21 protein-coding genes are annotated in these 20,537 nt (G+C 55.0%); 13 read left to right on the top strand and 8 right to left on the bottom strand.

From position 1 onward, the window contains the following. Positions 1-57 precede the first annotated feature (57 nt). Positions 58-1,236, bottom strand: a complete 1,179-nt coding sequence (gene tsgA, locus ACCW76_RS14420; RefSeq protein ID WP_436338913.1) for an MFS transporter TsgA — start codon at positions 1,234-1,236, stop codon at positions 58-60. A gap of 262 nt (positions 1,237-1,498) precedes the next feature. Between tsgA and ppiA the strand changes: the two genes are divergently transcribed. The 5 genes from ppiA (at position 1,499) to argD (ending at position 4,842) form a co-directional block, all read left to right on the top strand. Further along, a complete protein-coding gene (gene ppiA, locus ACCW76_RS14425) occupies positions 1,499-2,071 on the top strand; it encodes a peptidylprolyl isomerase A (RefSeq protein WP_166936265.1) in 573 nt (190 codons plus the stop codon). 98 nt (positions 2,072-2,169) lie between these two features. Beyond that, complete coding sequence (locus ACCW76_RS14430; RefSeq protein WP_436338915.1) at positions 2,170-2,334, top strand: YhfG family protein; 165 nt, start codon at positions 2,170-2,172, stop codon at positions 2,332-2,334. Continuing rightward, positions 2,324-2,917, top strand: coding sequence for a putative adenosine monophosphate-protein transferase Fic (locus tag ACCW76_RS14435; protein ID WP_436338916.1), 594 nt, complete (start codon positions 2,324-2,326; stop codon positions 2,915-2,917). The genes ACCW76_RS14430 and ACCW76_RS14435 overlap by 11 nt, the downstream gene beginning before the upstream one ends. 41 nt (positions 2,918-2,958) lie before the next feature. Then, on the top strand, positions 2,959-3,534 hold the full coding sequence (locus tag ACCW76_RS14440) for an aminodeoxychorismate synthase component II (protein WP_436338918.1): 576 nt from the start codon (positions 2,959-2,961) through the stop codon (positions 3,532-3,534). Between the two features lie 87 nt (positions 3,535-3,621). Continuing rightward, positions 3,622-4,842 (top strand): bifunctional acetylornithine/succinyldiaminopimelate transaminase, encoded by a 1,221-nt coding sequence (argD, locus tag ACCW76_RS14445; protein ID WP_436338920.1) that lies wholly within the window; start codon positions 3,622-3,624, stop codon positions 4,840-4,842. Here argD and ACCW76_RS14450 read toward each other — a convergent pair whose 3' ends face one another. Next, positions 4,843-6,918: a YccS/YhfK family putative transporter gene (locus tag ACCW76_RS14450; RefSeq protein WP_038644300.1), complete on the bottom strand. Its 2,076-nt coding sequence runs from the start codon at positions 6,916-6,918 to the stop codon at positions 4,843-4,845. 58 nt (positions 6,919-6,976) lie between these two features. Beyond that, on the bottom strand, positions 6,977-7,609 hold the full coding sequence (crp, locus tag ACCW76_RS14455) for a cAMP-activated global transcriptional regulator CRP (RefSeq protein WP_000242758.1): 633 nt from the start codon (positions 7,607-7,609) through the stop codon (positions 6,977-6,979). Positions 7,610-7,912: 303 nt separating this feature from the next. Between crp and ACCW76_RS14460 the strand changes: the two genes are divergently transcribed. Continuing rightward, the gene (locus tag ACCW76_RS14460) at positions 7,913-8,317 is read left to right on the top strand and encodes an OsmC family protein (protein WP_038644303.1); all 405 of its coding nucleotides are present in this window, start codon (positions 7,913-7,915) and stop codon (positions 8,315-8,317) included. Positions 8,318-8,360: 43 nt separating this feature from the next. Here ACCW76_RS14460 and ACCW76_RS14465 read toward each other — a convergent pair whose 3' ends face one another. The 3 genes from ACCW76_RS14465 to ACCW76_RS14475 all read right to left on the bottom strand — a co-directional run bounded on the left by ACCW76_RS14465 (position 8,361) and on the right by ACCW76_RS14475 (position 10,529). Continuing rightward, positions 8,361-9,230 (bottom strand): phosphoribulokinase, encoded by an 870-nt coding sequence (locus ACCW76_RS14465; protein WP_038644305.1) that lies wholly within the window; start codon positions 9,228-9,230, stop codon positions 8,361-8,363. 61 nt (positions 9,231-9,291) lie between these two features. Beyond that, positions 9,292-9,510, bottom strand: coding sequence for a YheU family protein (locus ACCW76_RS14470; RefSeq protein ID WP_034820041.1), 219 nt, complete (start codon positions 9,508-9,510; stop codon positions 9,292-9,294). A 2-nt stretch (positions 9,511-9,512) separates the two neighbouring features. Beyond that, positions 9,513-10,529, bottom strand: coding sequence for a hydrolase (locus ACCW76_RS14475; RefSeq protein ID WP_038644307.1), 1,017 nt, complete (start codon positions 10,527-10,529; stop codon positions 9,513-9,515). A gap of 60 nt (positions 10,530-10,589) precedes the next feature. On the opposite strand from ACCW76_RS14475, the gene ACCW76_RS14480 reads away from it, so the two are divergent. After that, positions 10,590-11,192: a LysE family translocator gene (locus ACCW76_RS14480; RefSeq protein ID WP_038644309.1), complete on the top strand. Its 603-nt coding sequence runs from the start codon at positions 10,590-10,592 to the stop codon at positions 11,190-11,192. Between the two features lies 1 nt (position 11,193). On the opposite strand, the gene ACCW76_RS14485 is transcribed toward ACCW76_RS14480, so the two are convergent. After that, the gene (locus ACCW76_RS14485) at positions 11,194-12,174 is read right to left on the bottom strand and encodes a LacI family DNA-binding transcriptional regulator (RefSeq protein ID WP_436338924.1); all 981 of its coding nucleotides are present in this window, start codon (positions 12,172-12,174) and stop codon (positions 11,194-11,196) included. 233 nt (positions 12,175-12,407) lie between these two features. Here ACCW76_RS14485 and tauA point away from each other — a divergent pair, with 233 nt between their 5' ends. The 4 genes from tauA to tauD are packed head-to-tail and all read left to right on the top strand — an operon-like array spanning position 12,408 to position 15,826. Then, on the top strand, positions 12,408-13,388 hold the full coding sequence (tauA, locus tag ACCW76_RS14490) for a taurine ABC transporter substrate-binding protein (RefSeq protein WP_436338926.1): 981 nt from the start codon (positions 12,408-12,410) through the stop codon (positions 13,386-13,388). Positions 13,389-13,398: 10 nt separating this feature from the next. Continuing rightward, a complete protein-coding gene (gene tauB / locus ACCW76_RS14495; RefSeq protein WP_436338928.1) occupies positions 13,399-14,166 on the top strand; it encodes a taurine ABC transporter ATP-binding subunit in 768 nt (255 codons plus the stop codon). Beyond that, positions 14,163-14,990, top strand: a complete 828-nt coding sequence (gene tauC / locus ACCW76_RS14500; RefSeq protein WP_436338930.1) for a taurine ABC transporter permease TauC — start codon at positions 14,163-14,165, stop codon at positions 14,988-14,990. The genes tauB and tauC overlap by 4 nt, the downstream gene beginning before the upstream one ends. Next, positions 14,987-15,826 carry a taurine dioxygenase gene (tauD, locus tag ACCW76_RS14505; protein WP_436338932.1) on the top strand — a complete coding sequence of 280 codons (840 nt, stop codon included), beginning with the start codon at positions 14,987-14,989 and terminating at the stop codon, positions 15,824-15,826. Before tauC ends, tauD begins: the two co-directional genes overlap by 4 nt. A gap of 321 nt (positions 15,827-16,147) precedes the next feature. On the opposite strand, the gene ACCW76_RS14510 is transcribed toward tauD, so the two are convergent. After that, positions 16,148-18,052 (bottom strand): ABC transporter ATP-binding protein, encoded by a 1,905-nt coding sequence (locus ACCW76_RS14510; protein ID WP_200538693.1) that lies wholly within the window; start codon positions 18,050-18,052, stop codon positions 16,148-16,150. 115 nt (positions 18,053-18,167) lie between these two features. Between ACCW76_RS14510 and kefG the strand changes: the two genes are divergently transcribed. Together kefG and kefB are read left to right on the top strand one after the other, a co-directional pair. Further along, the gene (gene kefG, locus ACCW76_RS14515) at positions 18,168-18,719 is read left to right on the top strand and encodes a glutathione-regulated potassium-efflux system ancillary protein KefG (protein ID WP_034830789.1); all 552 of its coding nucleotides are present in this window, start codon (positions 18,168-18,170) and stop codon (positions 18,717-18,719) included. Beyond that, on the top strand, positions 18,719-20,521 hold the full coding sequence (gene kefB, locus ACCW76_RS14520; RefSeq protein WP_200680279.1) for a glutathione-regulated potassium-efflux system protein KefB: 1,803 nt from the start codon (positions 18,719-18,721) through the stop codon (positions 20,519-20,521). The genes kefG and kefB overlap by 1 nt, the downstream gene beginning before the upstream one ends. Positions 20,522-20,537: the final 16 nt, after the last annotated feature.

The following is a 20,537-nucleotide window of genomic DNA, read 5'->3' on the forward strand; positions in this document are numbered from 1 at the left end:
CTCTCTTGCTACAGCACCAGGCAACGGAGGCGAACGTTCACCCCTGCACGTCACCGATTAGTGCGTAATATGACCGTGCTGGCGATGTTTGGTCACAAAGCCCAGCAGCACACACATCACAAACACCACGGCATACAAGCCATTCGCGGTAGAGAGTGCCGCATGTGCGCCGCCTTTCGCCACAATCGGGCCGGTGACCACAAAGGTCAGCATGGTGCCGACGGTGCCGCAGGTGAGGATAAAGTTCACCAGCTTCGGCGAAGAGACTTTGGTTTGCAGCGAACCGAGGGTGATGATGGTGGTGTAAATGGCGCTGGAGCTGAAGCCGAGAATCATGATGATCCAGTGCAGCATGCTGGCGTCGTTGGTGGTGACAAACCAGTACATCAGTACCGTCGCCAATGCGGCCAGCACCATCAGGATGCGCTGTAGATCGAAGAAGCGCAGCAGGAAGCTGAACACCCACATGCCGACCATGTACGCGGTCCAGAAGTTACCCACCAACTGACCGGCTGCCGCAATGTCCATACCCATCGATTTGGTCGCGTACTCTGGCACCCAGGAGATAAAGCCCAGCTGACCAAGGATGTAGCACAGCGCCGCGATCGACAGGAACAGCACGCCGATGCCCCATTTCTCTTTCTCGCCACCTTGTACGGCAGCTTCGCTTTTCAGTTCCGGGAATTCCACCATCAACGTCAGAACGAAAATGGCGATGTAAATGACGCCAATGCAGGCGTATACCCAGTACCACGGCAGCATGCGAGCCAGCAACACACCGGCGATGATCGGGAAAATGGTACCGGCCATGCTGAAGAACGAGTCGGTAAACAGCAGGCGGGAGCCACGCTGACGGCCATCGTACAGATGGGTAATCAGGAAGGTACCGATCGACATGGTGATACCGCTGACCACACCGAGCACAAACATGCACAGTGAGAAGATGGTCAGGTTATGGCTGGTCATCAGGCCTGCCACCGCGAGGATCATCAGCACAAAGCCAAAAATCAGCTGGCGTTTCAACGGCACAATCACCATCAGCCAGGCGTTAAGGAATACCGCGACCAGGATACCGGCATTCAGGAAGGTGAAAGTGTTGCTCATTTCTGAGATGGGCAACTGGAAGTATTGGGCAATATTATCCAGTACCATACCGGTAACGATCACCAGTGCGCCGGTGAGCGCGTAGGAGAAAAAGCTGATCCAGGTAAGGCCAATGCGATTACGGTTTGTCATGTTCTGAACCTGTGATGCGCCGGGATTGGCAAAAAGTGTCATGAATTGTAAATGCAACTGTGATCTTAATAAACAACGAGTGTAACGAGCGGGAAATATTTCATTAATAGTGTGATTTTCATCACGCAAATGATTGCGTGCCCAAAAAAGTATGACAATCGCAACATCAGCGTAAATATCGGTAAAACGCTGGCTCTTATATAACTTGCTCTTTACAATCGATCTCGTTTTTGAGCTTGCACTTCATGGTAAGGAATCTTTCATGTTTAAACGTACTTTGACAGCGGCAGTCGCCCTGTTAGCGCTCTCTTCTGTATCCGCTTCGGCTCTGGCCGCTAAAGGGGATACTCATGTGCTGCTCACCACCTCTGCGGGCAATATCGAACTCGAACTGAACAACCAGAAAGCCCCGGTTTCGGTGAAAAACTTTGTCGACTACGTCAACAACGGTTTCTACAACAACACGATTTTCCATCGCGTGATTCCTGGCTTTATGATCCAGGGCGGCGGTTTCACCACGGATATGCAGCAGAAGCAGACCGTGGCACCGATTAAGAACGAAGCCGACAACGGCTTGCGTAACCTGCGTGGCACCATCTCGATGGCGCGTACTGCTGATAAAGATAGTGCGACCAGCCAGTTCTTCCTCAACGTTGCGGATAACGCTTTCCTCGATCATGGCCAACGTGACTTCGGTTATGCGGTATTTGGTAAAGTTGTGAAAGGCCAGGATGTGATCGACAAGATTGCTCAGGTGCCAACCAAGGATGTCGGCCCGTACCAAAATGTGCCGTCAAAACCGATTGTTATCCTTTCTGCGAAAGTCCTGCCTTAATGATTTAACGCGCCGGCACTCGTCGGCGCGTTCTGCTGCTCTCCGGCAAAGCTAAAATTAGCTCTTATACTTAGGGCAAATTGCTTGTCGGAGGCGCCATGACCAGCCAACTCACCGAAAAACAGAAAGCCACCCTGTGGCAACAGCGCCGCATGGCCAGTTATCAGGCCAGTTGCCGTCTTGCCGGTTACATACTCAGCGATATGACGGCTGAGCAACATGAAGAGCGACTTGAGTCACTGAGGAGGCAATATGGCGGATAACACGCTGGCCGTGCGCGACCCTTATGTCTGGCACAATGATACGGTGCTGAAAAACCGCCTCGATATTCATGATGACGTGCAGTTGCGTAAAGCCGAACTGGCTTTCAGTGCCGCCCGGCTAGCCACGCTGGAACTCGGTCCGCGCAGCACCGGCATGCCATGGCTATGCCATATTCATCGCACGCTGTTTCAGGATCTCTACAGTTGGGCAGGGGAGTTACGCAGCATCGATATCTGGCGTGATGAGACACCCTATTGCCACTGCGAATATATTGAGAAAGAGGGCAACGCGCTGATGAGCGCGCTGGAAGATGAACAACAACTGACAAACCTGGCACAGGATGAGTTTGTTGCGCGGCTTGCGCATTACTACTGTGAAATCTTCGTATTGCATCCGTTCCGCGCCGGCAACGGCCGCACGCAGCGCATTTTCTTTGAACAGCTGGCGCTGCACGCCGGTTATCTGCTGACATGGGATAAGCTGGATCGAGAGGCGTGGCGTACCGCACTGTATGCTGGTGTATCGGGCGATCTGACGCCGCTGACGGCGCAGTTTGCAAAAGTGGTGAGCCCAGCCCGGTAAAATGCGTAGAATAGCGGCGGTTTGACTGGCCTGAGGGCACTATGCTGCTGTTAATTGATAACTACGACTCCTTCACCTGGAATCTCTACCAGTATTTCTGTGAACTGGGCGCACAAGTACGCGTGGTGCGTAACGATGCCATCACGCTGGCGGAGATGGAGACGCTGCCACTCACCCATTTGGTGATCTCCCCTGGCCCCTGCACGCCGGATCAGTCTGGTATCTCACTGGACGCCATCCGCCATTTTGCTGGGCGTTTGCCGGTTCTGGGTGTTTGCCTCGGCCATCAGGCGATTGCGCAAGCCTATGGCGCGCAGATAGTGCGCGCGCGGCAGGTGATGCACGGCAAAACTTCTGTTATCCAGCACACCAATCGGGGCGTTTTTCGCGACCTTAATAATCCGCTCACCGTTACGCGCTACCATTCACTCATTGTGGCGCGCGAGACGCTGCCCACAGAATTCGAAGTCACGGCCTGGAGCCTGCGTAATGGCGAGCCGGATGAGATCATGGGCTTCCGCCACCGTACGCTGCCCTTAGAAGGGGTGCAGTTCCATCCTGAGAGTATCCTCAGCGAGCAGGGCCATCAGCTGTTGGCTAATTTCCTCGACACGTAACTTATGTTTGCCTTCGTGTGATTTTTTATGCATATTTTGTGATTATAATTTCACTTCAGCTCAATAAATAACCCAATGAGGTCGGCAATGGCAGCGGAAAAACTAGCGGTAACCCGGGAAACGTTCGATAACGTGATTTTGCCTGTTTATGCACCTGCGCAGTTCGTGCCGGTGAAAGGCAAGGGCAGCCGAGTCTGGGATCAGCAGGGCAAAGAGTATATCGACTTCTCCGGCGGTATCGCGGTGACGGCTCTGGGTCATTGCCATCCGGCGCTGGTGGAAACGCTGAAAAGCCAGGGTGAAACCCTGTGGCATACCAGCAACGTGTTTACCAATGAACCGGCATTACGTCTGGCGAGCAAACTGATTGCCGCGACCTTTGCCGATCGCGTGTTCTTTGGTAATTCCGGTGCGGAAGCCAACGAAGCCGCCTTCAAGCTGGCTCGTTACTATGCCTGCAAAAAACACAGCCCGTTCAAAAGCAAAATCATCGCCTTCCACAATGCGTTCCACGGTCGTACCTTGTTTACCGTTTCTGTTGGCGGCCAGCCGAAATACTCCGACGGCTTTGGTCCAAAGCCGGCAGATATCGTACATGTGCCGTTTAACGATCTGGATGCGGTGAAAGCGGTGATGGATGACCACACCTGCGCGATTGTCGTGGAGCCGATTCAGGGTGAAGGCGGCGTGGTGGCTGCGACGCAGGAATTTATGCAGGGTCTGCGTGCGCTGTGCGATGAGCATAAAGCGCTGCTGGTGCTGGATGAAGTACAGAGCGGCATGGGTCGTAGCGGTAAGCTGTTCAGCTACGAACATTACGGCATCAAGCCAGACATCATCACCACCGCGAAAGCGCTGGGCGGCGGTTTCCCGGTGAGCGCGATGCTAACCACCAATGAAATCGCGTCGGTAATGGCACCGGGCGTGCACGGCACCACCTATGGCGGCAACCCGCTGGCCTGTGCGATTGCTGAAACCGCACTGGATATCATCAACACCCCAGAAGTGCTGGATGGCGTAGAGGCCCGTCGTCAGCAGTTCGTTGATGCACTGCAAGCGATCGACAGCAAATACGATCTGTTCAGTGAGATTCGCGGCAAAGGTTTACTGATTGGCGCAGCGCTGAAGCCACAACACGCCAGTAAAGCGCGCGATATCCTCAATGCCTCAGCAGCAGAAGGGTTGATGGTTCTGACCGCGGGCACTGATGTGATGCGTTTTGTGCCGTCACTGGTGATCGAGCCGACTGACATCGAAGAAGGTATGGCGCGTTTCGCCAAAGCGATTGAGAAAGTGCTGGCGGCGTAATCAGCCCTTCGGACGTAGCACTTTCAGCCAGCGGCCGTGATGCGGTCGCTGGCTCCACGCCAGTGAAGAGATGGTGTGCATCACATTCAGGTGTTGCAGGATGCGCTTCACATGCTGCTCGACAATCGTTACCGGCCCTTCATTCATATTCTCCGGCGCTTCCAGAATATTGCTGTCATTGCCTGGCCCATCATACGCCAGCCGTTGCTGACAGCGTTGCAGCGCAATTTCACAGGATTGCAGATAGCGTTCCGCCAGCTTCGGCGTCAGCATGGTGTGCTCACGCGCCAGGATCGTCATCGCGTTTATGTGTTCCACAATGAACTGGCTGTGGGTCACCCACATGCGCATATCTTTCAGGTACTGCGCGTTGAAGCCCGGTTCGCTTGATGCCTGATTCAGTGAGTTGAAGAGCGCATTGTGCGCCTGATTGACCTTCATGCGCTGATACGCCAGCTTTTCAGGAGACTGCTCCGGCCCCAGCAACATTCGCAAGGCTTCCTGATAAGCCTCCAGCGCATCATGCGCGTTGCTGCGCAGTAATCCGCTCTGCCACTGTGGCCACAGCCAGATCATACCGGCAAAGGCGATCAGGCAGCCCATCAGGGTATCCATCATGCGCGGCAGCAGAAACTGCGCCCCGTTCAGCGACAACAGCTGAAGTGAATACACCGCCGTCACGGTGAAGCCAATCATCGACCAGCCGTAATACTTGCGCGTGACCAGGTAGCTAGCGAGGGTGATGGCCAGCATAAACAGTAGGGTGATCGATTCGGGGACGTCGAGCTGTAGCGATCCTGCGGCGATCAGCAATCCGGCAAAGGTGCCCAGCGCACGGTGCTGAATGCGCACCCGCGTGGCGCTGTAGCCATTCTGGCTGACAAACATGATGGTCATCAGAATCCAGTAAGGCTTGGGGATATTGAAGAACAGCGCCAGCGCGCTGCCGAACATCAGCATCACCGAAATACGCGCGGCGGTGCGCAATGCGGCGGACTTGAGCGACAGGTAGCTGCGCAGCGCCGGGAACAGCGGCAGGCGACGCTGGCGATCCGCCATCAAGTCTCGAGTGTATAACGGCTTTTGCGTGCGCAACACGCGGGCGATGCGGCTGAAGTGGTAGTAGCAGAAGTTGCCCACCGGGTTATCAGGATGCTGGCGCGCGATTTTTTCCAGCGCACCCAGTTGCTTCTCCATGTGGAAGCGATCGGGCAACTGATGATAGAGAATGGCATCGGCCAACAGGCGCAGGCGCGCCGAGATGGTTTTGGCATTCCAGCGGATCACCGCTTCAGCGTGACTCTGCTCGACCAGCTTTTGCACTTCTTCCGGCTGGTGCAGGCTCACCGAGATGTGCTCCTGCAAATCAAGCGCTACCTGGAAAGCCCGCGTCAGGCGCTTATGGCTGTTATCGCGGCTGGCAGAGAGCATGTGCATCTGCTGATAGCAGGTGGTGATCAGGTCAACGGCTTTTTGCTGACGCGCCAGCAACGGCGGCAGCGCTTTCTCGGGATCGGTAAGCTGCGTCAACAGGGTGTATTTGGCATCGCAATAATCCGCCAGTTCCCGATACAGCAGGCTGAGGGTTTCGCGCATTGGCTGCTCTTTCCACAGCCAGAACCAGAACCAGTTAAACAGGCCGTACCACAGCGTGCCACCAATATACAGCAGAGGCGGCACCCACATGGGCATGCGGCCCACCAGGCTGAGGCTGAAGATAGCAGCAATGAGCGTAGCGGGCAGTAAGCGGCCGTGCAGCGGGCTGATTTCGCCGGTCACGCCAATCAACAGCGGCAGCACAAACAGGATCAGCGGTAACGGAATGGCGTCACTGGTGAGAAATTGGATCAGGAAACTGGCGGTAGCAAACAGTGAGCCGCCCACAATCAGGCGTTTAAAGAAGCGCTTATGTGGTGTATCGAGACCCGCCATGTTGCAGCAGGCAGGAACTAATGAGAACAGCAGGCCTTTTTGCAGATCGCCAAACAGCCAGCCTAGTGCCACAGGCAGGCACAGCACCAGCGTTTGCCGCAGTGCGTAGTTGACCTCAGGATGATAGATGATTCGGCGCCACATCAGCTCATCGCAAACAAAAACGGCGCGATGTTGCCATCACGCCGTGGGTGATAAGAAATTAGCGGGTGCCGTAGACGACGATGGTTTTACCGTGTGCGGAGATCAGGTTCTGATCTTCCAGCATTTTCAGGATACGACCCACGGTTTCGCGTGAGCAACCCACGATCTGACCAATCTCCTGACGGGTGATTTTGATTTGCATCCCGTCGGGGTGCGTCATCGCATCGGGTTGTTTCGCCAGATTAAGCAGTGTTTGCGCGATACGGCCCGTCACATCGAGGAAGGCAAGGTTGCCCACTTTCTCGGAGGTGACTTGCAGACGACGCGCCATCTGCGACGAAAGTCGCATTAAAATATCCGGGTTTACCTGAATCAGCTGACGGAATTTTTTGTAGGAAATTTCAGCCACTTCGCAGGCAGTCTTAGCACGTACCCAGGCACTACGTTCCTGGCCTTCTTCAAACAGGCCGAGTTCGCCGATGAAATCTCCCTGATTGAGGTAGGAGAGGATCATCTCTTTGCCTTCTTCATCTTTGATCAGAACCGCAACGGAACCTTTCACGATGTAGTACAGCGTTTCCGCTTTCTCACCCTGATGGATGAGCGTGCTTTTGGACGGATATTTGTGAATATGGCAATGGGACAGGAACCATTCGAGTGTAGGGTCTGTTTGCGGTTTGCCGAGAACCATTCGCTATTATCCTCTGTTGTAATCGTGCCCAAAATACAGGGGGCAGTTTTCCCTGTCAGGCGGTGTAATCGTCGAGCGTTTCCAGTAAAGGAAAATTATTTCCGGGTGATTCTTAAGCTACGCTTTTGATTCTTCCCGCCTTCGTCTGTGATGACGAAAATATTTTCAGCACTGTTTGTAGCACAGCTTTTGCAAGCTGTCTTCTGTTGTCTCGCTTCAGCAACAGGCGGAAGAGTCTGGATTGCTGTTTATCAAGTGAAAGCGTACTCTGGCGGCAAAACCGCCACTTCAGGAGAAAGAATAATGCAGGCACGAGTGAAATGGGTGGAAGGGCTGACCTTTCTCGGAGAATCCTCATCTGGCCATCAGGTATTAATGGACGGTAACTCGGGTGACAAAGCGCCAAGCCCGATGGAGATGGTTTTGATGGCAGCAGGCGGCTGTAGCGCGATTGACGTGGTATCGATCCTGCAAAAGGGCCGAAATGATGTGGCTGACTGCGAGGTGAAACTCACCTCCGAGCGCCGTGAAGAAGCGCCACGTATTTTTACGCACATCAACCTGCATTTTATCGTTAGCGGCACCGCGCTAAGCGATAAAGCGGTGGCGCGGGCTGTCGATCTGTCGGCGGAGAAGTATTGCTCGGTGGCGATCATGCTCGGCAATAGTGTGAAAATGACGCACAGTTACGAAGTGATTGAGCGATAACATCAGCGGGCGGCCAAACGGCCGCCGCTACAGAATTTCTGGATTATTCAATCCGTTTACCTTCAATCAGCCGCTGCACCAGTGGCGTCATGATTAACTCCATTGCCAGCCCCATTTTGCCGCCCGGCACCACCAGCGTGTTCATATGTGAAATGAACGAGCCCTGGATCATCGCCAGCAGGTAAGGGTAAGCAATGCCTTCCAGCCCACGGAAGTGAATCACTACAAAACTTTCATCGAGTGACGGAATTTCACGCGCGGCAAAGGGGTTTGACGTATCCACCGTTGGCACACGCTGGAAGTTGATGTGGGTGCGCGAGAACTGCGGCGTGATGAAGTTGATATAATCCTCCATTGAACGCACCACTGAATCCATCACCGCTTCACGGGAATGGCCGCGCTCGCTGGTGTCGCGCACCAGCTTTTGAATCCACTCCAGATTGACAATCGGCACCACGCCGACCAGCAAATCGACATGCTCGGCGACGTTGTGCTGCTGTGTTACCACGCCACCGTGTAATCCTTCATAGAACAACACGTCAGTGTTTTCCGGCAGCGGCTGCCAGGGCGTAAAGGTGCCCGGCACCTGATTCCACGGCACCGCTTCGTCGTAGGTGTGCAGATATTTGCGCGACTCACCCAGCCCGGTTTTTCCGTAATGCTTAAACGTCTGTTCCAGCAGCCCGAAGTCATTGGCTTCCGGACCGAAGTAACTGATATGACGGCCCAGATCGCGAGCCTTACGGATCGCCATATCCATTTCTGGACGGGTATAACGGTGAAAACTGTCACCTTCCAATTCCGCAGCATGCAGATCCAGCTGCTGGAAAATCTTACGGAAGGCGAGGCTGGTGGTCGTGGTACCGGCACCGCTGGAACCGGTCACGGCAATGATTGGATGCCTGGCTGACATAACAGAACTCCCTGTGAAGTCGGGCGATGAGCATTGTTACCACGAATTACTGTGGGGTGCATTAACCGCGAAACTCGCCTTTCGGCATAATGTTGACGGATTCGTGCAGTTCCGACCACACCAGCACAACGTCTCCGCGCTCCAGTTGGCGGCGCACGTCGGCGACTTTCTGTTCCAGGCTGCGCTCCTGCTCACCATAGTCGGTGCCTTCGCGCAGCACGAAAGTTTCAATCAGGTTTTCCAGTGTTGCGACTTCAAGTTCTTGCCAGGGAATAATCACGATCACACATCCAGATAGGTTGAAAGCCAGTCAGGCACACGCTGTTCCAGCCACATTTTCGGCTTCATTAACGTACCGCCGACAAAGCCAACGTGACCGCCTTTTTGCGTCAGCTGATATTCAATCGAAGGCGACAGTTGCTCCGGCTGCGGGATTACCGCATCGGTCATAAAGGGATCGTCTTTGGCATGGATGATCAGCAGCGGCTTGCGCACGCCCGTGAGCAGCGGCATAGCGCTGGCACGTTGATAATAGTCGTTGGCATCCAGAAAACCGTGCGCCCGTGCGGTAATCGCATCATCAAACTCACGAATGCGGCGAAATGCCCGCAGCTGGCTCAGTTCCACCGGCAGCGTGCCAGGCCAGGCCAGCAGTTTGCGCGTGGCGTTCTGTTTCAGCTTGGTCAGTAAATAGTGCTGATAGAAACGTGAGAAGCCGGCATCGAGCTTTTCACTGCAGGGTTCGAGCGCAAAGGGTGCCGAAATCGCGACGGCTGCATCCACAGGCACATCATTGCCCTGCATGCCCAATAAATAGGCCAGCATATTGCCACCGAGTGAAACGCCCACTGCTGCCGTCGGCACCGTGCCCCATTCGCGTTGCAGCCAGTGCAAGAAAAAGGTCGCGTCTTCGGTTTCACCGGAATGATAAATGCGTTCCAGGCGATTAGGTTCGCCACTGCAGCCACGAAAGTGCATCACCACCGCCAGCCAGCCCCGCGCCTGACACGCCTGCATTAAGCCATGAGCATACGGGCTACGGAAGCTGCCTTCCAGGCCATGAAACATCACCATACGCGGCTTGTGGCGCGCCTGCGCGGGGTCTTCGCTCCACGCGAGATCAACAAAATCACCGTCAGGCAGGTCAAGTCGCTGCCAGTGCGGACGCAGGGTTACGCGCCGACGCAGTATGCGCGGCAGCAGGGTTTGCAGATGCGCGTTACTGAATCCGCGCAGCGGAGTGAATCGCTCGCCGTTCAGGCGATCAAAATAGCTTGGGTAAAGGCTTGTCTGATGCATAACTCGCTGATAGCTTCGATGGGTTGTCCGCTTTACTGGGTGAGGAGCACCCGAATATACATGGAACTGAGTCTTTTTTTATCAATGTTGGGTTTTCTTTGGGTCGCTGCCATCACGCCAGGGCCCAATAATATGTTACTTACCGCCTCAGGTGCTAATTTTGGCTTCCTGCGCACCATCCCGCTGCTCATTGGTATCATGATTGGTATGCAAGTCATGTTGCTGATGGTGGCATTTGGCATCGGCGGTTTGATCCTGCTTTATCCTTCACTGCATCTGGTGCTGAAGATTGCCGGTAGTCTCTATCTGCTGTGGCTGGCGTGGAAAATTGCCACCGCAGAGTACGAGAAGCTGGAAACCGAAGACGCCACGGTGAAACAGATGCCGTTCTGGCAGGGTGGTCTGTTACAGCTGATCAACCCAAAAGCCTGGCTGATGGCGTTGGGCGCGGTGGCCAGCTTCAGCCTTGCGGGCGACGCGTATCTGCATTCCGTGATCGCCATCAGTATCGGCATGGCGCTGGTTAATGTGGTATCCGGTGTTATCTGGATGGGATTTGGTTCGCTGATTGGCCGGTTGTTGCGCAGCCCGCGTGCGTGGAAAATCTTCAACCTGGCGATGGGTGCGCTCACGGCAGCCTGTGTACTGCTGATTTGGCGTTGAGTTAGCTGGAGGCGCGTTCAACGCGCTTCCAGGGTAACACCTCACGCACCACTTCACTGAGCGGCTGGCGGATGCGGTTCAGTAGCAGCTGAACACTGCGTGCACCCAGCCGATTCATCGGTTGTTCGATGGTAGTCAGCGGTGGATTGAGGCTGCTGGTGAAGGGAATGCCATCAAACCCCACGACAGCGAGATCTTCCGGAATGCGCAATCCTGCCTCCAGCGCGGCGTGAATCACGCCAACCGCCAGCACATCTGAGACCGCAAACACGGCGTCTGGTCGCTCCGGTCGCGCCAGCAGTTCACGCAGTGCGGCACTGCCCGCTTCACACGAAATGTTTTCGGCGTATGCCACGCCACCCCAATTCAGTTCCAGCTGCTCCAGCGCTTCGCGATAGCCACTTTCACGCTGATGCGAGTAAAGGTAGCGCATATCACAGTTAACCAATGCAATACGGCGGCGGCCTTTATTGGCCAGATAACGCACGGTTTCGTAAGCCGCTTCTTTATTGTCAATCGTGACACTGGAAGCGGCGATAGCCGGATCGTATTCGGCGCATTGCACCCAAGGCGCGTCACCTATCAAACCCTTCAGCTGTTGCAGGCAGGCCGCGGCATCCATGGTGATCACGCCATCAACCACCTTACCGCTTAATAACGCCAGATAAGCGGCTTCACGCGGCAGCTGCGAGGCCGAATTGCACAACAGGATGTGATAACCCTGCGCTTCGGCTTCAGCTTCAATGCCTTGCACCACACGTGAGCAGAAGGGATTGGTGATGTCTGAAATTAACACCAGCAACATATGGCTCTGGGCAGTACGCAGCTGGCGAGCCAGCAGGTTGGGCTGATAGTCACAGTGATCGATGGCCGCCAATACCTTTGCTCGCGTATCAGAACGCACGCCCGGATGCTGGTTCAGCACCCGAGAAACCGTAGCTTTAGACACGCCAGCAAGGCGGGCAACTTTCTCAATCGACATGGATTTCAGTACCGCCAGTAGAGGTGAAAAATCAGACGCCTATCAATAGCACAGTCGCTATGTGAGCGTGTGACATATTTCCGTCTTTACGCCTTCTTTGCATTTGCGCATTTTGCATAGCGTTGCCCAATGTTGATCTAAGAACAGATTTTCATTAGGGATAATTTTTAATTCCTTTATGAAATTACAGCCGCTAGAGAAACTGCCATCACGACATAACATTGGGGTGAACGATGATGGCAGTAAAAAAAACAATAACAGCAGTGGCGGCAGCATTGGCCCTGATGGCGTTTCAGGCACAGGCGGTGAATGTCACCGTGGCGTATCAAACCTCGGCGGAACCGGCCAAAGTGGCGCAGGCCGATAACACCTTTGCCAAAGAGAGTGGTGCGACGGTGGACTGGCGCAAGTTTGATAGCGGTGCCAGCGTGCTGCGGGCATTGGCTTCCGGTGATGTGCAAATCGGTAATATCGGGTCCAGCCCGCTGGCAGTGGCGGCAACACAGCAGTTGCCCATCGAAGCTTTCTTACTGGCATCACAGCTTGGCAATTCCGAAGCGCTGGTGGTCAAAAAATCCATCACCAGTCCCAAGGATCTGATTGGCAAACGCATCGCCGTGCCCTTCATCTCCACCACCCATTACAGCCTGCTGTCAGCGCTCAAACATTGGGGCATCAAGCCATCGCAGGTGCAGTTAGTGAATCTGCAACCGCCAGCCATTATTGCAGCGTGGAAACGCGGTGATATCGACGGCGCGTACGTCTGGTCACCGGCGGTTAACGAGCTGGAAAAGGATGGCACGGTGTTAACCGACTCTTCTCAGGTGGGCAAATGGGGATCGCCAACGCTGGATGTGTGGGTGGTGCGCAAGGATTTCGCTCAGCAGCATCCTGAAGTGGTGACCGCTTTCGCGCGCAGTGCGATTGAGGCACAGCAAGCCTACATTGCAAATCCAGAACAGTGGCTGAAGCAGCCCGACAATCTCAGCAAACTGGCGCGCCTGAGTGGCGTACCGGAAAGCGATGTGCCGGTGCTGGTGCAAGGCAATACCTACCTGACCGCACAGCAGCAGGTGGAACAGCTGGGCAAGCCAGTGAACAAAGCCATTGTTGATACCGCGCACTTCCTGAAAGAGCAGGGCAAAGTGCCGGATGCAGCTAATGATTACAGCAGCTTTGTCACGACGCGCTTTGTCGCGCCTTTAGCGAAATAACGGAGGCCGTATGCTCAGCATCACCAACCTGAATGCACGTTACGCCGGACAACCGGTGCTGCAGGATATCAATCTGCAGCTGGATCAACGCGACCTGCTGGTGGTGCTGGGACCGTCTGGCTGTGGCAAAACCACCTTACTGAACTTGATCGCCGGATTCCTGCCGCTGGAGTCAGGCAGTATCACGCTTGATGGTAAAGCGGTAAATGGACCGGGCGCAGAACGCGGCGTGGTGTTTCAGAATGAAGGGCTACTGCCGTGGCGCAAAGTGATCGATAACGTGGCGTTTGGTTTGCAACTGACGGGTATGGCGAAAGCAGAACGTCATGCGATTGCGCGTCGTTTGATCCGCAAAGTGGGACTGGAAGGAGCCGAAAAGCGTTTTATCTGGCAGCTCTCTGGGGGTCAACGTCAGCGTGTGGGGATTGCGCGTGCGCTGGCGGCTGATCCTCAGTTGCTGCTGTTAGATGAGCCATTTGGTGCGCTCGATGCCTTTACACGCGAACAGATGCAAACCCTGCTGCTGACGCTGTGGCGCGATACCGGCAAACAGATTCTGCTGATTACCCACGATATTGAAGAAGCGGTGTTTCTTGCCAGCGAACTGGTGCTGTTGTCTCCGGGACCCGGTCGAGTGGTGGAGCGTATCAAACTCGATTTTGGTCAGCGGTTCGCTGCCGGTGAAGCGTGCCGCAGTATTAAATCCGACCCGGCCTTTATCGAGCGCCGTGAATATGTGCTGAATCAGGTCTTTTCTCAGCGGGAGGCGTTTGTATGAGTGCGGTGATTGATGAGAAAACCCAGACTCGCCGACGCACACTGCGCTGGCCGTTTTCCCCCCAGTTTTCATTGAGTCTACTGAGTGTCGCGTTGTTGCTGCTGGTGTGGTGGGGCGTCACAACGCTGGGTTTGGTGGCCCCTTTGTTTCTGCCGCCGCCACAGCAGGTGCTGCAAAAGCTGCTGCTGATTGCCAGCCCGCAAGGCTTTATGGATGCCACGTTATGGCAGCACCTGGGCGCCAGCCTGACGCGCATGCTGGTGGCGCTGTTCTTTGCCGCGCTGATTGGCATTCCCGTCGGCATTGCGATGGGCCTAAGCCCGGCGATTCGGGGGCTGCTCGATCCACTGATTGAACTCTATCGCCCGGTGCCACCGCTCGCTTATTTGCCGCTGATGGTGATTTGGTTTGGTATCGGTGAGACCTCAAAAATTTTACTGATTTATCTGGCGATCTTCGCGCCGGTGACGCTCTCGACGTTGGCGGGTGTGAAGAATGCTCAGCAGGTACGGATTCGCGCGGCACAGGCATTGGGCGCGTCGCGCTGGCAGCTGCTGCGCTTTGTCATCTTGCCGGGCGCCTTGCCGGAAATTCTCACCGGTTTGCGCATTGGCCTCGGCGTCGGCTGGTCAACGCTGGTGGCTGCCGAACTGATTGCCGCCACGCGCGGGCTGGGATTTATGGTGCAGTCGGCGGGCGAATTCCTTGCCACCGAAGTGGTGCTGGCCGGAATCGCCGTGATTGCCTTGATCGCTTTTAGCTTAGAACTGGGTCTGCGCGCTTTGCAGCGCCGATTAACGCCCTGGAATGGAGAACAGCAATGAACGAACGTATCACTTTTACCGCGCTGGGCCCGCATATCGGTGCGCAGGTTAGCGATCTTGATCTCAGCCGCCCATTAAGCGACGCGCAGTTTGAACAGCTTTATCATGGTCTGCTGCGCCATCAGGTGTTGTTTCTGCGCAATCAGGTGATCACACCGGAACAGCAGCGCGCTCTGGCGATCCGCTTCGGCGATCTGCACATCCATCCGGTGTATCCGCACGCGGAAGGAGTGGATGAGATTATCGTGCTGGATACCCATCAGGATAATCCGCCGGATAACGATAACTGGCACACCGATGTGACCTTTATTCAAACGCCGCCAGCGATTGCGATTTTAGCGTCGAAGCTGCTGCCGGAAAGCGGTGGCGACACGTTGTGGTCCACCGGCATTGCGGCTTATGAAGCGCTGTCCGAGCCTTTCAAGCAGCTGCTGAGTGGCTTGCAGGCAGAACACGATTTCAAGAAGTCATTCCAGGAATATAAATACCGTATGACCGAAGAGGAACATCAACGCTGGCAACAGGCCGTGGCGAAGCATCCGCCGGTGCACCATCCCGTCATTCGCACGCACCCGGTGAGCGGGCGTAAGGCGCTGTTTGTGAATGAAGGCTTCACGACGCGTTTACTGGGATTGCGTGAGAAGGAGAGCGAAGCACTGCTGAATTTCCTGTTCTGGCACACGGCAAAACCGGAGTTTCAGGTGCGCTGGCGCTGGCAGGAGAATGATGTGGCTATTTGGGATAACCGCGTCACGCAGCATTATGCCAATGCGGATTATTATCCGGCGCGTAGAGTGATGCATCGCGCAACCGTGCTGGGTGATGTGCCGTTCTAACTGGCTGATTCATATCCGTAGCGGCACTATTTATCGCGCGTGTCTAAAAAAATGCGCAATAAATTGCGCCGCTACGAAGTGTGCAAACATCCAGACAAGCGCACAAGATACAGCGATGAGAATCTAAACAGGACAGGAAAGCCCCGCCCGAAGAGCAAAGCGTCCGCCACATGGATGTGGCGGTCGATCAGCATGGATGCGTGATCCCTTTGCGATCGGGCGGGGCTTTTCTGGCCCTTACACCAAACCCGGCAGCAACATAAACAGCAACACAATTTACCAGGTTCGCAAAATGCGAACCCTACAGAATCAACCTAGCGGCTAGCCCGCCAGCATCTGCTCCAGCTGTTCTTGCGCATCCAGCCAGGCCATTTCAACGTCTTCTAATGCAGATTTACTCTCTGCCTGACGTTGCAGCGCCGAGGTTAAATCGGCCTTACGGCTCTGATCGTAAATTGCACTGTCTGACAGCATCGCTTCCGCTTCACTGAGCTGGCTCTGCCACTTCGCCATCTGCTTCTCTAACTTCTCGATCTCTTTACGCAACGGCTGGGTTTGCGCACGCAGTTCGGCATCGCGGCGTTTCTGATCTTTACGAGACTGGGCGCTGTTGGCGTTATCCTGCTTCGGTGCAGCATCCTGCTGGGCTTGCTGCTTTTGCAGATCGCTCAACCACTGCTGGTAATCATCGAGATCGCCTTCAAACACATCGACTTTGCGGTCATGCACCAGATAGAGATCGTCGGTGGTGGATCGTAGTAAATGACGGTCATGCGAAACCACAACCAGCGCGCCTTCGAAATCAATCAGCGCTTCGGTCAATGCCTGACGCATGTCGAGATCGAGGTGGTTGGTCGGTTCATCGAGTAGCAGCAGATTTGGACGTTGCCAGACGATCAGTGCCAGCACCAGCCGCGCTTTTTCACCGCCGGAGAAACGTTCGGTGATTTCACTGACTTTATCCCCCTGGAAACCGAAGCCGCCGAGATAATCACGCAGCTGTTGTTCCAGCGTTTGTGGCGCAATGCGGGCCAGATGCTGCAATGGCGATTCATCGGCGCGCAGGTATTCAAGTTGATGCTGAGCGAAGTAGCCAAGCTTGATGCCTTTTGCCAGGCCAACTTTGCCATCCAGCGCTTCAATCTCACCGGCCAGCAGTTTGATCAGCGTTGATTTACCCGCACCGTTACGGCCGAGCAGACCGATGCGTGAACCCGGCACCAGATTCAGTTTGATGGCATCAAGAATGATGCGCTCACCATAACCCGCCGTGACTTTCTCCATTTTCAGTAATGGATTGGGCAGGCTTTCTGGTGCGCGGAAGCTGAAGCTGAACGGGTTATCGACGTGAGCCGGGGCAATTAACTCCATGCGCTCCAGCATCTTGATACGGCTCTGCGCCTGTTTGGCTTTGGTGGCCTGGGCGCGGAAGCGATCGATGTATTTTTGCAGGTGCTGGACTTTTTCCTGCTGGCTCTGGAACAACGCCTGCTGCTGCGCCAGTTTGGCGACGCGCTGGCGCTCGAACGAGCTGTAGTTGCCGGTGTACTCGAACATCGTCTGCTGTTCGATATGAATGATTTTATCCACCACCGGATCAAGGAAGTCACGGTCATGCGAGATCAGGATCAGCGTGCCTTCATAGCTTTTCAACCAGCGCTCTAGCCAGATAACGGCGTCAAGATCGAGGTGGTTAGTCGGTTCATCAAGCAGCAGCAGATCGGATCGGCACACCAGCGCTTGCGCAAGGTTAAGGCGCATACGCCAGCCGCCGGAGAAATCACTCACCGGCCGCATTAATTGTTCCTGGCTAAAGCCCAATCCGTGCAGCAGGCTGGAGGCGCGAGCATGTATGCTCCACGCCTGAATCGCATCCAGCTTGCCATGCAGCAGGGCGATGGCGTTGCCGTCATCCCTGGCGTTGGCATCAGCTAATTCGGATTCAAGCTGACGATATTCGCGGTCGCCGTCGATAACATATTCCAGCGCGGCTTTACTGAGGGCCGGGGTTTCCTGGTTCACCCATGCCAGCGCCCAGTTACCTGGGAAAGTGAAATTGCCTGCATCACTGCTAATTTCGCCCTTCAGTAGCGACAGCAGCGTGGATTTTCCACAGCCGTTCTTACCCACCAAACCGACTTTTTGGCCGGGATTAATGGTGGCTGTTGCGTTGTCCAGCAGCACGTTGGTGCCGCGGCGTATTTGTAATGCGGAAAAGACAATCATAAGCGCCGTATCGTCAGAATATGTTAATTTATCGGCAACATAATTCAATAATGGTTAGTTGCGTCGAGCATGGTAGCGGAATTCCGCTGCGGTGACGACGCTTTGGAGGGGAACGATGTCGCAGCCACCCAAAATTTTGCTGCTTTACGCCCATCCGGAAACACAGGATTCGATTGCTAATCGGGTTTTGCTGCAGTCGGCTATGGAACTGGACCACGTCACGGTGCACGATTTATACGCCCACTATCCGGACTTTTTTATTGATATTCATTACGAGCAGCAGTTGTTGCGCGAACACCAAATCATTGTTTTCCAGCACCCGCTATACACCTATAGCTGCCCGGCTTTGCTGAAAGAGTGGCTGGATCGCGTGTTGTCGCGCGGGTTTGCCAGCGGTCAGGACGGGAATGCGTTGGAGGGCAAGTACTGGCGCAGCGTGGTGACCACCGGAGAACCAGAAACTGCGTACCACCACAATGGTCTGAATCGTTATCCGATGAGCGACATCATGCGTCCGTTTGAGCTGACGGCGCAGATGTGTCGTATGCACTGGATGACGCCGATGGTGATCTACTGGGCTCGCCGTCAGACGCCGGAAGTGATGCGCAATTATGCGCGTGCCTACCGTGACTGGCTCTCGTCACCGTTGCCGCAGGGAGTGATGTGATGGAAGGTCAAACGTTACTCACCGCCGGAGTGATTTATCTGGTGGCTGCTGTGGTTGTGGTGCCGATTGCGGCACGACTTGGCATTGGTGCCGTACTGGGTTATCTGCTGGCCGGCATTGCCATCGGCCCGTGGGGGCTAGGCTTTATCAGCGACGTTGATGAGATTCTGCACTTCTCCGAACTCGGCGTGGTGTTCCTGATGTTCATCATCGGGCTGGAGTTGAATCCCGCCAAGCTCTGGGCGTTAAGACGTTCAATCTTTGGCGTGGGCGCTGCGCAGGTATTGGTTTCTGCGGCGATTCTTGGTGTGCTGCTGTGGCTAACCAACTTTAGCTGGCAGGCCGCGATTATCGGCGGGATTGGCCTGGCCATGTCCTCCACGGCCATGGCACTGCAATTGATGCGCGATAAAGGCATGAATCGTAGCGAAGCAGGACAGCTTGGCTTCTCAGTGCTCCTCTTCCAGGATTTGGCTGTCATCCCCGCATTAGCACTTGTGCCGTTGCTGGCCGGTGGGGACAGCGGTCATGTTGACTGGCTGAAAGTGGGTATGAAGGTGCTGGCGTTTGCCGGCATGTTGGTGGGTGGCCGTTATCTGCTGCGTCCGATTTTCCGCTTTATCGCCGCTTCCGGTGTGCGTGAAGTGTTCACGGCGGCTTCATTATTATTGGTGCTGGGTTCGGCGCTTTTTATGGATATGCTAGGGCTGTCGATGGCCCTCGGCACCTTTATCGCCGGGATCCTGCTGGCCGAGAGTGAATATCGGCACGAGCTGGAAGTGGCGATCGAACCCTTCAAAGGGTTGCTGCTCGGGCTGTTCTTTATTTCCGTCGGCATGGCGCTGAATTTGGGCGTGCTCTATACCCATATCGCGGAGATTATCCTAGGCGTAGTGATTCTGGTGGCGGTGAAAACGCTGGTGCTCTATGTGCTGGGCCGTATTTATGGCTTACGCAGTTCCGAGCGCCTGCAGTTTGCCGGGGTGCTTAGCCAGGGCGGTGAATTTGCTTTTGTGCTGTTTTCGGCGGCCTCGTCGGCCAAACTGTTTAGCGGCGATCAATTACCCCTGTTGCTGGTGACGGTGACGCTGTCGATGATGACCACACCGCTGTTGATGCAGGGTGTAGATAAAATTCTCGCACGTCGGTTCAATGAGCCCGATGATGACAATGAGAAGCCGTTTGTCGAAGATGATCAGCCGCAGGTGATTGTGGTGGGCTTTGGTCGTTTTGGTCAGGTGGTGGGTCGCTTGCTGATGGCTAACAATAAGCGTATTACGGTGCTGGAGCGTGACATCTCGGCTGTCAGCCTGATGCGCAAATATGGCTATAAGGTTTACTATGGCGATGCCACTGAGCTTGAGTTACTGCGTGCTGCCGGTGCGGAGAATGCACAATCCATTGTGATTACCTGCAATGATCCGGAAGATTCGATGTCCATCGTTCACCTTTGCCAGCAGCACTTCCCGCAGTTGGAAATCCTGGCGCGTGCGCGTGGCCGTGTGGAAGCCCATGAATTACTGCAAGCGGGCGTCACGCTGTTCTCGCGTGAAACCTTCTCCAGTGCGCTGGAGCTGGGACGCAAAACGCTGATTTCACTCGGCATGCATCCGCATCAGGCGCAACGTGCGCAACAGCACTTCCGTCGACTCGATATGCGCATGCTGCGTGAGCTGGTGCCAAGCCACGATGATAATGCGCAGGCCTCACGTGTGCGTGAAGCTCGCCGTGAGTTAGAAGACATCTTCCAGCGCGAAATGCAGCATGAAAAGCGCCAGATCGACGGTTGGGATGACGAGTAAGACTACACTTAACATA

This window comes from Pantoea sp. C8B4, from assembly GCF_051336905.1.
Classification (GTDB): Bacteria; Pseudomonadota; Gammaproteobacteria; order Enterobacterales; family Enterobacteriaceae; genus Pantoea; species Pantoea rwandensis_B.

Coding starts and splice junctions, on each gene's coding strand:
- tsgA (WP_436338913.1), bottom strand. CDS start 1,236: ATGACAAACCGTAATCGCATTGGCCTTACCTGGATCAGCTTTTTCTCC.
- ppiA (WP_166936265.1), top strand. CDS start 1,499: ATGTTTAAACGTACTTTGACAGCGGCAGTCGCCCTGTTAGCGCTCTCT.
- ACCW76_RS14430 (WP_436338915.1), top strand. CDS start 2,170: ATGACCAGCCAACTCACCGAAAAACAGAAAGCCACCCTGTGGCAACAG.
- ACCW76_RS14435 (WP_436338916.1), top strand. CDS start 2,324: ATGGCGGATAACACGCTGGCCGTGCGCGACCCTTATGTCTGGCACAAT.
- ACCW76_RS14440 (WP_436338918.1), top strand. CDS start 2,959: ATGCTGCTGTTAATTGATAACTACGACTCCTTCACCTGGAATCTCTAC.
- argD (WP_436338920.1), top strand. CDS start 3,622: ATGGCAGCGGAAAAACTAGCGGTAACCCGGGAAACGTTCGATAACGTG.
- ACCW76_RS14450 (WP_038644300.1), bottom strand. CDS start 6,918: ATGTGGCGCCGAATCATCTATCATCCTGAGGTCAACTACGCACTGCGG.
- crp (WP_000242758.1), bottom strand. CDS start 7,609: ATGGTTCTCGGCAAACCGCAAACAGACCCTACACTCGAATGGTTCCTG.
- ACCW76_RS14460 (WP_038644303.1), top strand. CDS start 7,913: ATGCAGGCACGAGTGAAATGGGTGGAAGGGCTGACCTTTCTCGGAGAA.
- ACCW76_RS14465 (WP_038644305.1), bottom strand. CDS start 9,230: ATGTCAGCCAGGCATCCAATCATTGCCGTGACCGGTTCCAGCGGTGCC.
- ACCW76_RS14475 (WP_038644307.1), bottom strand. CDS start 10,529: ATGCATCAGACAAGCCTTTACCCAAGCTATTTTGATCGCCTGAACGGC.
- ACCW76_RS14480 (WP_038644309.1), top strand. CDS start 10,590: ATGGAACTGAGTCTTTTTTTATCAATGTTGGGTTTTCTTTGGGTCGCT.
- ACCW76_RS14485 (WP_436338924.1), bottom strand. CDS start 12,174: ATGTCGATTGAGAAAGTTGCCCGCCTTGCTGGCGTGTCTAAAGCTACG.
- tauA (WP_436338926.1), top strand. CDS start 12,408: ATGATGGCAGTAAAAAAAACAATAACAGCAGTGGCGGCAGCATTGGCC.
- tauB (WP_436338928.1), top strand. CDS start 13,399: ATGCTCAGCATCACCAACCTGAATGCACGTTACGCCGGACAACCGGTG.
- tauC (WP_436338930.1), top strand. CDS start 14,163: ATGAGTGCGGTGATTGATGAGAAAACCCAGACTCGCCGACGCACACTG.
- tauD (WP_436338932.1), top strand. CDS start 14,987: ATGAACGAACGTATCACTTTTACCGCGCTGGGCCCGCATATCGGTGCG.
- ACCW76_RS14510 (WP_200538693.1), bottom strand. CDS start 18,052: ATGATTGTCTTTTCCGCATTACAAATACGCCGCGGCACCAACGTGCTG.
- kefG (WP_034830789.1), top strand. CDS start 18,168: ATGTCGCAGCCACCCAAAATTTTGCTGCTTTACGCCCATCCGGAAACA.
- kefB (WP_200680279.1), top strand. CDS start 18,719: ATGGAAGGTCAAACGTTACTCACCGCCGGAGTGATTTATCTGGTGGCT.